Source organism: Rhizobium anhuiense, from assembly GCF_003985145.1.
Lineage (GTDB): Bacteria > Pseudomonadota > Alphaproteobacteria > Rhizobiales > Rhizobiaceae > Rhizobium > Rhizobium anhuiense.
In genome coordinates, this window is record NZ_ML133536.1 from 40,458 (window position 1) to 53,772 (window position 13,315).

General features: G+C 55.0%; 13 protein-coding genes and 1 pseudogene. 4 read left to right on the top strand and 10 right to left on the bottom strand.

Annotation, left to right across the window (positions count from 1 at the left end; genetic code table 11):
* Positions 1-67: 67 nt before the first annotated feature.
* From EEQ99_RS28330 to msuE, 5 genes are all read right to left on the bottom strand, one after another.
* Positions 68-1,108, bottom strand: a complete 1,041-nt coding sequence (locus EEQ99_RS28330; RefSeq protein ID WP_127431428.1) for a branched-chain amino acid ABC transporter permease — start codon at positions 1,106-1,108, stop codon at positions 68-70.
* 3 nt (positions 1,109-1,111) lie between these two features.
* Positions 1,112-2,008 (bottom strand): branched-chain amino acid ABC transporter permease, encoded by an 897-nt coding sequence (locus EEQ99_RS28335; protein WP_127431429.1) that lies wholly within the window; start codon positions 2,006-2,008, stop codon positions 1,112-1,114.
* Positions 2,008-2,901, bottom strand: coding sequence for an ABC transporter ATP-binding protein (locus EEQ99_RS28340; protein ID WP_373289165.1), 894 nt, complete (start codon positions 2,899-2,901; stop codon positions 2,008-2,010). The genes EEQ99_RS28335 and EEQ99_RS28340 overlap by 1 nt, the downstream gene beginning before the upstream one ends.
* Before the next feature lie 162 nt (positions 2,902-3,063).
* Positions 3,064-4,167 (bottom strand): dimethylsulfone monooxygenase SfnG, encoded by a 1,104-nt coding sequence (gene sfnG, locus EEQ99_RS28345; protein ID WP_127431431.1) that lies wholly within the window; start codon positions 4,165-4,167, stop codon positions 3,064-3,066.
* A gap of 22 nt (positions 4,168-4,189) precedes the next feature.
* A complete protein-coding gene (msuE, locus tag EEQ99_RS28350; RefSeq protein WP_127431432.1) occupies positions 4,190-4,777 on the bottom strand; it encodes an FMN reductase in 588 nt (195 codons plus the stop codon).
* Between the two features lie 367 nt (positions 4,778-5,144).
* On the opposite strand from msuE, the gene EEQ99_RS28355 reads away from it, so the two are divergent.
* Positions 5,145-5,444, top strand: a complete 300-nt coding sequence (locus EEQ99_RS28355) for a hypothetical protein (RefSeq protein WP_244604854.1) — start codon at positions 5,145-5,147, stop codon at positions 5,442-5,444.
* 282 nt (positions 5,445-5,726) lie between these two features.
* Here the strand turns inward: EEQ99_RS28355 and EEQ99_RS35500 are convergent.
* Positions 5,727-5,819 (bottom strand): annotated as a pseudogene (locus tag EEQ99_RS35500) (helix-turn-helix domain-containing protein); the annotation flags it as partial.
* A gap of 617 nt (positions 5,820-6,436) precedes the next feature.
* Here EEQ99_RS35500 and EEQ99_RS34775 point away from each other — a divergent pair.
* From EEQ99_RS34775 to EEQ99_RS28375, 3 genes are all read left to right on the top strand, one after another.
* Positions 6,437-7,114 carry a hypothetical protein gene (locus EEQ99_RS34775; protein ID WP_164735975.1) on the top strand — a complete coding sequence of 226 codons (678 nt, stop codon included), beginning with the start codon at positions 6,437-6,439 and terminating at the stop codon, positions 7,112-7,114.
* Positions 7,115-7,319: 205 nt separating this feature from the next.
* Complete coding sequence (locus EEQ99_RS28370) at positions 7,320-8,033, top strand: GntR family transcriptional regulator (protein ID WP_127431433.1); 714 nt, start codon at positions 7,320-7,322, stop codon at positions 8,031-8,033.
* Positions 8,034-8,237: 204 nt separating this feature from the next.
* The gene (locus EEQ99_RS28375) at positions 8,238-8,996 is read left to right on the top strand and encodes a hypothetical protein (protein ID WP_244604855.1); all 759 of its coding nucleotides are present in this window, start codon (positions 8,238-8,240) and stop codon (positions 8,994-8,996) included.
* A gap of 337 nt (positions 8,997-9,333) precedes the next feature.
* Here the strand turns inward: EEQ99_RS28375 and EEQ99_RS28380 are convergent, their stop codons facing one another.
* From EEQ99_RS28380 to EEQ99_RS28395, 4 genes are all read right to left on the bottom strand, one after another.
* Positions 9,334-10,416: a hypothetical protein gene (locus tag EEQ99_RS28380; RefSeq protein WP_127431434.1), complete on the bottom strand. Its 1,083-nt coding sequence runs from the start codon at positions 10,414-10,416 to the stop codon at positions 9,334-9,336.
* 35 nt (positions 10,417-10,451) lie between these two features.
* Positions 10,452-11,660, bottom strand: a complete 1,209-nt coding sequence (locus EEQ99_RS28385; RefSeq protein ID WP_244604856.1) for a glycerophosphodiester phosphodiesterase family protein — start codon at positions 11,658-11,660, stop codon at positions 10,452-10,454.
* 327 nt (positions 11,661-11,987) lie between these two features.
* Positions 11,988-12,485: a GNAT family N-acetyltransferase gene (locus EEQ99_RS28390; RefSeq protein ID WP_244604857.1), complete on the bottom strand. Its 498-nt coding sequence runs from the start codon at positions 12,483-12,485 to the stop codon at positions 11,988-11,990.
* Positions 12,486-12,636: 151 nt separating this feature from the next.
* Positions 12,637-13,308: an HAD family hydrolase gene (locus tag EEQ99_RS28395; protein WP_127431435.1), complete on the bottom strand. Its 672-nt coding sequence runs from the start codon at positions 13,306-13,308 to the stop codon at positions 12,637-12,639.
* Positions 13,309-13,315: the final 7 nt, after the last annotated feature.

Genomic DNA, 13,315 nt, shown 5'->3' on the forward strand with positions numbered 1-13,315 from the left:
GGCGCCGGTCCGGGTTGATCTGATAAGGGCTGGTGGCATTTCGAGAGCCTTGATAGCTCCGTTTCGATCAGGACTGCACGATGGCGGCACGGATTCGTTTTCGGACCCGATCCCAAAGGGCGACAAGCCCATCCGGTTCGAGGACCAGAAAGAGGATGATGAGCGCGCCGAGCACGATGCGCTGACTCATATCCAACACGCCTGAATTGAAGATATTTCCGAGCAGGAAGGAGCCAAGCCGGGACAGGACCAGGGGAAACACAACGATCAGCGCCGCTCCGAAAAAAGCACCGCGGATCGATGCAAGCCCCCCGATGATGACGATGAACAGGACCTGGAACGACCGGTCAAGATTGAAACCGGCGGGCTCGACCGTGCGCAAATAGGCGAACGCCCACAGGACTCCGGCGATGCCGATGATGAAGGAGGAGATTGCGAAGGCCAAAAGCTTGGTTTTCAGCACCGGCACGCCTATGATCCGCGCCGCTGTCTCGTTGTCACGCACGGCGATGAAATTGCGGCCGGTCTGCGAATTCACCAACCGATGGGCCAGCAAAGTGAGAACGGCGACCACCGTCAGCGCGAAATAGTATCGTCCGACCGGGTCATCGAAAACAAATCCGGAGACCGAAAGCTGCGGCGCATCGATCACGCCGGACGCGGAGTCATTGGAGAACCAGCTGAATTTGGTCAGCGCCCACTGCACGAAAAACTGCGCAGCGAGGGTCGATACTGCAAGGTAAAAGCCCTTGAGGCGGAGGCTCGGAAGGCCGAACACCAGACCGATGCCGGCCGCCGCAAGACCAGCAAGAATCATGCTGACGATCAATGGCAGACCGTCGACGCGAAGATTGAGATTGAACGCTGCGAAGGCACCGACAGCCATGAAGGCAGCACTTCCCAGTGACACCTGCCCTGCATAACCCGTGAGGATATTGAGCCCCAAGCCGGCGAGGCTGAGCGCCAGGAACGGCAACAGGATAGCCTCGAAGAGATAGTCGGACCCGAGAAGCGGCACAACACCATAGGCAATGGCAAGCCAACGCAATGGCGTCGCCCAGTGCGCCGGGAAACTGTAGACCGAAAGATCATGGGTGGTCGTGGACATCGGTCAGACCCTTTCCACAAGCTTCTGGCCGAACAGGCCGGAAGGGCGCACGAGAAGAAAGGCGAGCGCGATGACATAGGCAAACCAGCCCTCAATGCCGCCGCCGAAATATCCGCCGATATAGACCTCAGCCAGCTTCTCGGACGCGCCGATCAGCAACCCGCCGAGGATCGCGCCGAGGATCGAGTCGAACCCACCGAGGACGAGAACCGGCAAGGCCTTCAGGACAATCAGCGACAGTGAGAATTGCACCCCGACGCGGGCTCCCCACAAAAGACCGGCGACCAGCGCCACCAGACCTGCGGTGGCCCAGACCGTCGCCCAGATCCAAGGCAGTCTCAACCCGACGGCGAGCGCCGCGAACTGATCGTCGGCCACGGCGCGAAAACCGAGCCCGATGCGGGTGTAACGGAAGAAGACAGAGAGCAGCAGCACCATGGAGGCGGCAACGACGGCTGCGAAGATGTCGAATTGACTGATGTAGACACCACCGACATCGAACGGCACATCCTCGATACCGAGATCAAGGCCGTGCACCTGCGTGCCCCAGATCAGTTGGGCAGCGCCCTCGATAATATAGGAGAGGCCGAGCGTCGCCATGAAGAGCGTGATCGGCGGTTTGTTGGTCAGCGGCCTCAACACGGTACGCTCGACAGCTATCCCGATAACGACCATGATCGCGAAGGTGATCGCGAATGCGAGCGGGAAGGAAATGCCGCGTTCCGTCACGCTGACGAAGGTCAGCGCCGCGAACAGGAGCATCGCCCCTTGCGCAAAATTGAGGACGCCGGATGTCTTGTAGATCAGGACGAAACCGATCGCGACCAGCGAATACATGACGCCGGACAAAAGGCCGCCGACGAGAACCTCCATGAAGAACAGCCAGTCGAAGTCAGCCATCAGATGCCCGCCCCCTCTTCATTTTCGGGAGCGACACCGAGATAGGCATCAATCACGCGCTGGTCGCGCTGGATTTCGTTGGGTGTTCCATCGGCGATCTTGCGGCCGTAGTCGAGCACGACAACGCGGTCGGACAACCCCATGACAACGCCGATATCGTGCTCGATCAGCACGACGGTGGTACCGAACCTGTCACGTGCGGCGCGCACGAAATCGGCCATCTCGTTCTTTTCCGTCGCCGTCATTCCGGCCATCGGCTCATCGAGCAGCAGGATGTCGGGCTCGGCCACCAGAGCGCGCGCCAATTCCACCCGTTTTTGCAGACCATAAGGCAGTGTACCGACCAGACGATCGCCAATATGCGAAAGGTGGAGGAACTCGAGCACCTCGAAAGCCCGACTGCGGGCATCCCTCTGTTCCGTGCGGGCTCGACCGAGGCCGACGATCTGTTCGACGAAGCTAGACCGCGTCTTGTGCGCTCGTCCCACCACGACATTGTCGAGAACGCTCAAACCCTTGAACAATGCCAGGTTTTGGAACGTGCGAGCGATGCCGAGACGGGCAAGTTTCTGCGTCGGGACCTGGGCATGGCGGCGCCCGGAGAGCCACACAAAACCGCGATCGGGTCGGTATACGCCGCTGATCACATTGATGATCGAGCTCTTGCCAGCACCGTTGGGCCCTATAACGGCGAGGATTTCGCCACGCCAAACGGACAGATCGATATCCTTCAGGGCGACGACGCCACCGAAGGATAGATCGATGCGGGCCAGCTCCAGAATGATGCCGTCCGTTGCGCCGGCTTCAATGGGCGACGCCCAGGCCGCGCCTGTTCCTCTGTCCAAGCCGGCCAAGTGCTCCTGAACGTCCGGCGGAAACGGCGCCGCTCCCAAGCCTCCGAAGGCAAATGTCATAGTGTGCAGCCCCTGCTTTCGACGGCGCGCCACGAGCCCACGAGTTCATAGGCGCACGCTATCCCACCACGAACCACCGGGTTCTTGGCCTGTCATCGTTGATGCGGCCGGCTTTGCGGGCCGGCCGACAACGTGTTGCGATTACTCGGCGGCGACGGCCGTCGCCGTTTCGGCTTCTTCCAACTCGCGGATCAACGGGATGACGTGCTTGCCGAAATACTCGACCTCTTCCTGGAAATGCAGGAAACCGAGAAGGATGAGGTCCGCGCCGGCGCGCTTCAGGTCGATGACCCGCTCGGCGACCTGGCGGGGTGTCCCTATCAGGTTGGAGCGGAAGCCGTCGTTGTACTGGATCAGGTCCTCGAAAGAGGATTTCGCCCAGTTACCCTCGCCTTCAGGTGATGATTTCCCGGCGTTCTTGACTTCGTGCCCGAAGGCATTGACCGCCTCTGGATTGGCCTTCTCAATAATCTCGGCGAGCACGGCCCTTGCCTCTACCTCGGTCTCGCGGACGATGGCGAAAGCGTTGACACCAACGCGGACGGAATGACCGTTAGCCTTCGCCTTGCCCTGGATGTCAGCCACCTGCTTGCTGATTTCCTCCGGCGTGTTGCCATTGGTGAAGTACCAGTCGGAAACACGCGATGCCATGTCGCGTGCAGCGCGAGAGGAGCCGCCCTGGAAGATTTCCGGCTGTGGATCGATCGGCTTGGGCTTAAGCGAATAATTGTTGAAGCGATAAAAATCGCCGTGGAACGTGAAATTGTGTTCGGTCCAAATACCGCGCAGTGCGCGGATGAATTCCTCCGAGCGGCGGTAGCGCTCGTCATGGTCAAGCCAGTGCTCGCCAATTGCGTGGAACTCGCCTCGGAACCAGCCACTGACGATATTGACGGCGACACGACCATTGGTGAGGTGATTGATGGTGGCGATCTGCTTGGCCGCCAGTGTAGGATTCCATGGTCCCGGCAGAATGGCGGCAATCACCTTCAGCGTTGTCGTCGATTTCAGCAGCGCATGGCTAAAGGAGACGGATTCATGCTGGAATTCGGCGCCATAACCGGCGGTGAAACGGATCTGGCTCAGCGCGTAGTCGAAGCCACCGGCCTCGGCGATCTGCGCCAGCTTTCTGTTATATTCGATCGTCCAGCTCGTCCGCTGCTCAATATTGGAAATGACGAGGCCACCCGAAACATTGGGAACCCAGTAGGCGAATTTGACCGGCTCTCTGCTGGCATAGGACATGATACTCTCCCTCTTGAAATGGCTAGGCTGACGCGGCGGCGAGCGCCGGGCGGTTTGCATGAGCGCGCGCGGCAGCGGTGTGATCAGAGAGCGGCAGCACCTGAGCGAGTTCTGAAACGGCGCGCTCGATACGCTCTTGAACCACAGGACTGGCGATCTCATAATCCGTGAAATCGGTTTCGGTAGCGTAGATCGACGTCGGCAGTGTCAGGGCGTTGAAGAAGCCGAATAGCGGGCGCAACTGATGTTCGGTCATCAAACCGTGCAGCGGTGTGCCACCTGTGGCAGCCAGAATGACCCGCTTTCCGGTCAGTGCGCGGTAGTCAACAAGGTCGAAGAGATGCTTGAGAGCGCCGGTATACGATGCCCGGTAGACCGGCGACCCGACAACAAGGACATCAGCCGCCTCGACGGCGTCGATAATCGCCCGCCCCTCGGCATCCAACTGGTCCGATCGAAGCGCCTTGAAGAGAATGGGGGCAGCGTCAACCAGTTCTATGGTTTGCCCATCGAGACCCAGCTTCGATGTGGCTGCCGACACAAGTGCTTCCACAAGGGAGGCAGTTCGCGATGGTCGTTTTACATTTCCCGCAAGACCCAGAATTTTCATGTCGGCGACATCCTTTTGCGACCGTAATTCTATATTTTTAATGGACTAATGATAACGACACGATGCCAATATTTCTCCCTATTGTAGATTGCCATCCTGAAATCGCGCCCAATGGGCGGAATAAAAACTTCAGTTTGGCGTTCTATGTGGCGCAGCAAACTGCACGCCACGGCGAGGGCGAACAACTCTCTATGGCCAAATGGGTTGCGCTGGTGCTGAAGCGAAATGGAGCTCGCGCAACGATCGGGAAGCATATTTTCGTCTCGCCATGGAGGGAAGAATGCGAAATTTGCAAAGGTCCGACCTGCTACAGCAGTTACTTAGCGACCAGCAACGGTGTCTAAACTAAAGAGGAGCCCGTTCGATCGTGCTCGAAACGCTATCGATTCATAGCGCGAATCAAATTGACCGCATAAGCGGAACTCAAGCAGCAAACAAGCAGGGCACCATGACATCTTACCTCACAAGGCAGAAGCATGCTAAGGAAAGGCTAGGCGCAGCGCTTCAAAAAATGAATGACGCCATCCGCGACGTACACAAATCCGGCATTGATGTCGATATCAGTACCCTCACGATACACACGCCGCGTGGCCCGATGGTTCAAGTCGACCTTAAGACGTTCCGCGCATATGACGCGCCCCCAGTGTTGCGATTGGTGGAAGAATAAATGCGGTCAGATTCGCTCATCGATCACCGTGCCACGATGATCGCGTGCCTGGGTTTCCACCAATCGCAGTCGGCAAGCTGTCTCTACAGCAAGGGTGCGACGAATGACTTCAGGCGCTAGCCTTCGCGCCAGCCAATTAGGCGGAAGCGTCCAGCTCGGCTAAGTCTGAAGCCTGGATGGCCCTATAAGCTGTAGGAGCTTGAAGGGCCTCCCATTAAGCGCCTCCTGTACTCGGTGAGCTGCTGCAGGCCGCTGTGTAGCGACTTCAGCGCGACGCACGTCTCAAACCTTGTCTAAAACTCCTAGGGCGGCCGCGGTCCTTCGTATCCTTGACGAGTCAAAATCCGAGCTCTTCTCAAGAGCTGTCAAGTCAGACCATCGCTCGTCCAGCGAAAGCTAGTCGGATCTACCGCAAGGGGAGCCAGGATGTCATCGTTTCCGACCTTCCGAGAACGCTTTCTCTGCCGGCCGAATATAATGGTGGTCCGAGTAAACTGACTTCGGCGTAACCGGTGTTCGTCCCACGCGTTATCCTGTCAGCAATCTGGTGTTCGACTTTCAATACAAGAGCGAAGGAAGTGTCTCCGTCGAGACTGAGATTCTTCCAGTAAATTCAACTCATTGGCGATTAGCCCGGTGGTGACGAAATACTCAATCCGACCAACATGTCGGGGTTGTCAGATAGAAGGGGAACTTTTCGTGCTGCTTGAGGGAGTCATAGCCGTACATTACCACTTCGAGGTTTGGCCATCGCCAACGGGAGATTGTCAGCTCGAACATTTGCGGACTCAAGCAAATCTTGAACTCCCTTGCGTAATACTATATCGTACCGAGTTGTGTACTCGCCCAACAAAGTATAAACGTAAGCAATGGCGATTGGCTAAATATATCAGAAAATATATTATTGTTAAATATTGATCTATGGCGGAGTGCCGTCTAGACCTGCTCAACACGCGGCATGGGACTACCCCGGTCAGCGACGGGAGGCTTAGATGAACCGACGTGACAAAATGCATCCAAACGAACCCAGGTGTGATAGCCCGGAAATGGGGCTCGTCTTGCTCGATGGCGAACGCGTGCTTGCTCAACGGCGTGGTATACGCTGGCAGCCGGCCGCACGGAACGAGCATCTGGATGCGCTTCGCGAAGTCGCAGATAGCGGAAGATATTATCGGGTTAACCGTCCCGGAGTGACCGGCATGGAGCTGAGCCTTGAAATATTGTCGACATTGCAACAACCACCTGCCGAACACGAGGCAAGCATAGGCCTGGACCTAACCAAAGCACATCTCGCCACCAAACACGAACCGGAACAAATGCATCAGATCACATGGTCTCATTCAAAATCTGAACGTGTCTTTGATTGCGCTGGAGGCGATTCTGACAACGGCGAAGCCATCGCTACTGATGGACAAGTCGAGGCTCTCGCGAGCCGCGGCTACATCAAATCCGCCGAAGCCTATAATCAGCTGATTGATAGGAGTAACCGATCACGTCCACCGAAGAGCTATCATGCACATGTTGATTTTGAAAACTGTCAGTACATTGATCGCACTTCCAGGCCTTGGAGACACGGGTCGCTTAAAGGCGGCCGCTTGCGCGTAATACGACGGGCGGTAGACATTGGACCAGCGCGCCATCCCGACGCAGCCTTGTGCCTATGGCATTGAACTTAGCGGCAGAATGCGATAGCTGCCAATTACGGCCGCGGCTGTAATACAGGTGGTTGATCCCGAATCTGGTTCGGGCGTGAAACGCGGTGCCGGTATTGGAAGGGTCGACTAATTCGACCTTCAATTCCAAGCGACCGTCCGGTCTCAAAGCAAGAAGCTCCTGTAGGGTCCTTGAAGGATATCGACAGAGGAAAACTATCAAATGCGGTGTTGCAAGAACGCGCCCCAAGGTCGTGGGGGTGGCTCGAATTTTTCTACTGAACCAGAACCTGCAAAGGCCGATATTGCCTACGATGCTATTCGAAGAATTCTCCACAGTAACGGCCGTGTGCCGGAGCAACATCTCAGGGAACAGGATCTAGCGTCTAAGCTCGATCTTGGTCGAACACCAGTTCGCGAAGCGCTTCAGCGGCTCGCAGCTGAAGGGAAGATTCAATACATCCCTCAAAGAGGCTTTTTCACCAGGCCGATGTCGGAAAGAGCTCTGTTAGATGTTTATGTTGTCGGACGTGAAACCCTGATCTCGGCATTGAATCGAATGCGGCCGCAGGCCCCAGAGAGCTGGACCGTGGCGGATAAATTGTCCTCTGACGAACTTGCCTTAAGGGCAGAAGCGATATTCACTAAAATCGCGCAAGAAGCATCGAATTGCGAGGCTTGCAAAATCGTCCACCGGTTCTGTTTTTGCACTCACCCTTTACGAATGGAACTAACTGCGTCGGAACTTCGGCCCGCGTTTGTTGAAAGCCTCGAGAAGCTAATTGACGCAATGTCTGAACTAGGCACGGCAACGACCCTGGTGGAGTCCGCGTTGATGAACCACCTTGATCTAGAACAGGGTGCCGTCTCAAGGATTGTGCAAGAGGTGAACGAACGTGGATTAACAGGTTTTCCGGGGCCTGCGAAAAGTTTGTGACATTTCAAACTGTCATCTCGACGAATGATCCTAGTCAACGAGCCTGAAGAATTTTGTCGAGTGCCGCGCATATCTGCGGCTGCTGCGGGCAATCCAAAAGCCGTCGTCGGCATCACCTACCAGCATTTTAATTTATGTTGCCAAATCAAAGAGGCTGCCTCCATCCCTTAAGCATCCCAGAATACAGCGCTGGCAGAGCGAAAGGTGCTTGTGTCCTATCGGGCAACGCCCTCCGTAGGTTTCCATTTGCCGCGGCTCGGCCAGGCCAGCTATATTGATCGAGCGACGTTTTCAGCCGAAGTCTCAAAAGACATTGTGCCAAAGATCATAACAGACAACGGGATCGACGCTGCGACCTTGAGGACAGAGGTTACGCCGGGCGGGTATCTCCTCAAAACAAATGCATCGCTTCAGACCGAGGGTGATCTCGATGATGCCGCGGCGGATAGGCTTGCCAGCTCGCTAGGCTACGTCTTGCGCCAATATCGCGTTCTTACCTCTCGCCTCGACGACACGACAGGTAAGACAGGCCTTGTTATCGTGCGGTTTCCGCAGGGCAGCCTTAGCGCCACCGTGGCGCAGAGATTCTTCGAGGCAGCGGATGCAACGAAAAATGGCTTGGGCGGCGGATATAGCGTAGTCGGTGACGAGCAGATCTTCCTCAATGCGACGAATTCCGAAGGAAAACCTTATAGCGGACTCGATGACGCAAGCTTCCTAGACGGATTGAGGCGCGCAGCCGTATCGTTTGGCAGCCCTAAACCAAGGGTTTCTTCCCTCGGCAATGCGACCGCGCGCTTTATTGCGAATGATTGGCAGAGGTCAACAAGAGGCGAGGGCTATCAAACCTTGCTTGGTGGATCGGACGGCGAGTTAGTGAGAAAGCTCGACGAGATCAGCAGGTGTTATGCATTCCTCCTAGCGAAGACAGCCGACAGCAAGGGCTGGGCCAGAGATGAATAAGGGCCGGACGAGGACCTACGCTCAAGTCGCTGAGCGAACTCAAAAGGCTTTCACGAAACGGGGCCCGCTGGCGACACTATTTGAGGATCGCACGCCGGCCACCTGGGGCCGCGCCGGAGAAAATCTCACTGCTGCAATGCTCAGAAATTGAGACGGCTTAATCCTGCTAGAGTTCTAGAATATCTTAGCGCGGCGATTTCCACGCTTGAGTGGTCACCATCTTTGCCCAATCTTGTCAGACATTCGGTTCACAAGCGACCGGGATTGCGGCATCGCGGTAGCTGAAACTGATGCCGTCTGATCGCCGTTGGAACAAATGAGAGTCGTCCAACATTCGTTATTCAAAGCGTTCAATATTAGTGCGGATCGCATCACCAGCCACCGATTTTACATTCGACGGAGGATTGCCAGGACGAGCCGTGCCGCAGGGAGTCCTTATCTCGCCGGAAAGGTACTGGCCGCTGTTGCAGGGCAGCATGTTGACGTCCAGAAAGTCGCTCCTCTTCAGGGAGTTCTGATACGCTACGACTTCTTTCATCGACAAGGGGTTCGAGAAGATCGTCACTCCCTCAAACCCCGGTAGCGCCTCAATTGGCTCAATCATGGGCGATGTCTGACCGGGCACTGCTGCAGCGCCAATAACCCATGGGCCAACCGATCCGAAAATGACGGATTTCGGACGATCGGTTGGCGTGCCAGAGCTGAAAGGAGAATGCGGGAACCCACTGTCGAGCACTGCCTCATCCCACTGGTAAGCTGTAAACGCTAGAAAATATGTGTATGGCGCAAAACGGTCCATGCGAACTTTGCCGTCTGGAGTAAAGGTATAGTAAATCCACTCAGTGCCGGAGAATGCCCCTGTTGGCCCCACGACGTTCATGTCCCAGGGCTTCTGCCACCATGCAGTAGACGCCATGTCGCTTTGAAGCAGGCTTTTCGCGAATGACCACTTCTGACCATTCGGATTGGGTGCAGCTCCCAATGCGAATGATAGGTAAGCATCGTTTGAATTAGAACTTAGAAGCGATAAGGCGCTGCCGCCATTAGGAACAGTATTTTCACGGGTTTTTTCGACCAAAAGGACAGTGAACCCCGTGTCTGGTCTGATCGACGCGCTTTGACTAGTCTCGATTGACGTGCGCGGTGGAAGGTTGAAGGAAGTCTTGTTGGTATAGAAGTCAAATGCCTGCCTCGTATCTTCGGGCACTGGATAATCCGCTTCTGCCGCCGAGTCGTGTATGTACAGCTTTGGAAATTCCCCGAAAATGGGCACTACCTTCGGTGTGAGCGTCTGAGATACTTTCTCCGACGCGCTTCTAAGGCAATTGGCTTCATTGGTACATGATGCCCCTTGCCCTTCTCCAGCGACAAGACAGCCCAGCGCGGAAGACAATAGGAAGATTTTTATTCCATTATTCATCAAAACATTCCCTTTTTGAATGCGGAGGTCTTGCTCTAGCGAGTGAGTTCGGAGGTGTTGCGGCGCCGTATCTGGCGCAGCATATCGCCGACTACGTCGGGCCAATCAGTGGTGATAAGATTGGTACGATTGACGAGCGCCATCTCAGGATCTCCTCGGTAATCTGGTACGATCCCTCGCTGAGCGGTCGATTTCGGATCCGTGTTGTGCTCGAAGCAGCATTTTCCGGCGCTGTTTGCTACGCCCTCTGGAAAGTAGTTACTTTCATGATAGGTGGCGAAGCCCTGCTGCTGGTCGATATAGTCGAAATATGCCTGCAGACCGTCACCTTTATAGAATTGGTTCATTTCAAACTGAATGGAGAACGGCACCACATTCCATTGATCGTAGATTGGATCCTTGTGGGGATCATAGCTGGAATCCTTCACATTCTCGTCATCCGGGTTTTCGACGACAATTAGCCCGCCAATGAGGTTGGGGTCGTAGGTTGTCCGATTTAGAATCGTGCCGACATCCGCCGCATCCTTTGCTTTGAGCTTGAATACAACGGCTTTGCTGAGTTTCGCATTTCCCTTGCTCGCGAGAATGTCAAGGCAGCGTTGCATGAGCTCGATGGGATCAGTAGGGTCCTGATCATCGACTGCCGCCTTGATATCGACGATCATCACGTACCCATGACCATCATCGGAAACATATTCGGCGAGTAGATCGAGCGCGGCGGAGAATGTTAGGAACTTCGCCTTTCGCCCTTGTGAATCCGTAAAAACGCGGCCATGTCGGTCCCGTAGATCGGCCTGTCGTAGCTGCGACAAGTTCTGATTATATAATAGGCCGCTTCCAGTTGACTCGCGATCAATCCTGTAGTCGTGAGATAGAACGACTTCTTTGTCTGCGGTGAAGCGGGCATCGACCTCCACGCTCTCAATCTGCGAATTCCAGGCGTCTTGCAAGGCATAGGCTGAATTCTCAGGATAGATCTCCCAGGATCCGCGGTGCGCAGATAGCAGGACCAAGTCGTCATCGGGTTTCGGCAGCTTGAACATGTTTCTTGTAATCGCACTTACAAGATATGGTGAAGGCTTTACCGGAAGTAGCGCCTCTGCTGCGGCGTAGGATGGAATACCGAAAGCAAGAAGAGAAGTTAAAGTGAGCGATGCACGCAGATCACGTCGGCCGCCGAGGTAACCGAGACGCGAGGAGCAAAAATTCACAAGCACTGATGCCACATTGTTGCTGGTGTCCATAAAGATTCAAAACCTTTCGATGAGAATTTTGGGTAGCTCGCTACTTTGTACGGCTTGTTCGTGCGGCCTTTTGCAACAGCCCATCACAGCAAGGCTTGGGGGAGCGAAATCCTGGGGGTGCCCTTAGTGCGAGGAAGTTTTTAGCCGGCCCACTATCGCTGCGATGTGCCGGCAATAACACGCTCTTCAACATCAAGATGATCCATAAATCGGCTTCCACCCAAGCCGCTGCGTTGCCACGTAGCGCCATCGCGTGCTCAAGCGTTGAGAGAGCTGTCATGAAAGCAGCTTGGAGCTCCGGCGCAATTATTTCGTCCTAGCGTAGCCTCAGTTGAGAGGAAGCAGGGCTTTCTTCATTAACGCCGCTTCGCCATACGATGTTTGGACGTGATCAATTGCCCGCCAGCCGCTCTTCTCGTAAAGAAGTTGCGCGTCCTCTGTTGTCAGATAAAGACTCTTGCAACCGAAGCACGATGCTTCGTGCTCGAGCCGCTCGATCAACAACCTGGCTATTCCTTTTTTGCGGTGAAATGGATGGACAAAAAGCGACTTAAGCCAAGGGGATAGATGAGATTTTCCATCGAAATCACGATCAGCCAACGTGACCATTCCTACTGGCAACGCGTTTTCGATGGCGACTAGTGTTAGCGGCATCGAGCTTTTTGTTGCCGCTTCAAACTCGCCTCGCGTTTGTTCGTACGAGCCATTTGATTGACAACCCCATTGTCCGAAAGACCAACTTGCGCAAATGGAAATGAAATTCGGAAATCTTTCTAGGTACTCGATCGTTACCGGAGTTCCAGCTACCATTGCTTTCTCGGTCATAGTGTCTCCATTTTTTGGCGGGCCGAGCAATCGAGTGACGATCGGTCAACTTGAGGTGAAGCCCCTGCACTAGTGAGCTATCGGACCTCACGATATATCCTGCACGGTGACGCCGCGATTCAAGACGGGTCGCCAGCACGCAACAGCGTGATCACAAACCTGCTAAGATTTGTGGCAACGCGGTCATGCGGCTAAACAGCTTAGTGGCACCTGCTTCCATCAGTTTGTCTCCGTGCCCAGGAAGGCAATGCGAAGCACCTACGAAGCCAATCACCATCATCCCGGCTGCCACCGCCGCCTGAGTGCCAGCAACGCTGTCTTCAATAACGAGACAACTGCTAGCCGGTGTGTTCATATGATCTGCTGCAAACAGAAACAGATCCGGCGCAGGCTTACCACTCGCAACCTGCGAAGCGCTGAAGACATGGGGCCAAAAGTAATCATGTAGGTCCGTGACTTTAAGCGCCAAGGAAAGCTTTGCAGCATCGCTGTTCGACGCCACGCACTTCTTTAAATTAATGGTCTCCAAGGTTTGCCGAACGCCGCTGATTGCACGCAGATCGCGAGGGTATCGTTTTGCAACTTCGGCCATCACACATTCATGATGATCCTCCGGTAGGCGTAAGTCGCCCTCGGATTCTATGACTGAATAACTTTGCTGGTCAGTCATCCCTATGAAGCGATCGTTATACTCTTCAGCCGATATGATGTAGCCGAATTTAGCCAAAGCTTCGATGTGCACCGCAGTTGCAATAAGCTCACTATCGACGAGAACCCCATCGCAGTCGAAGATCAGTAGTTCCGGACTTTTTGAAAAAGACATAAGCAGT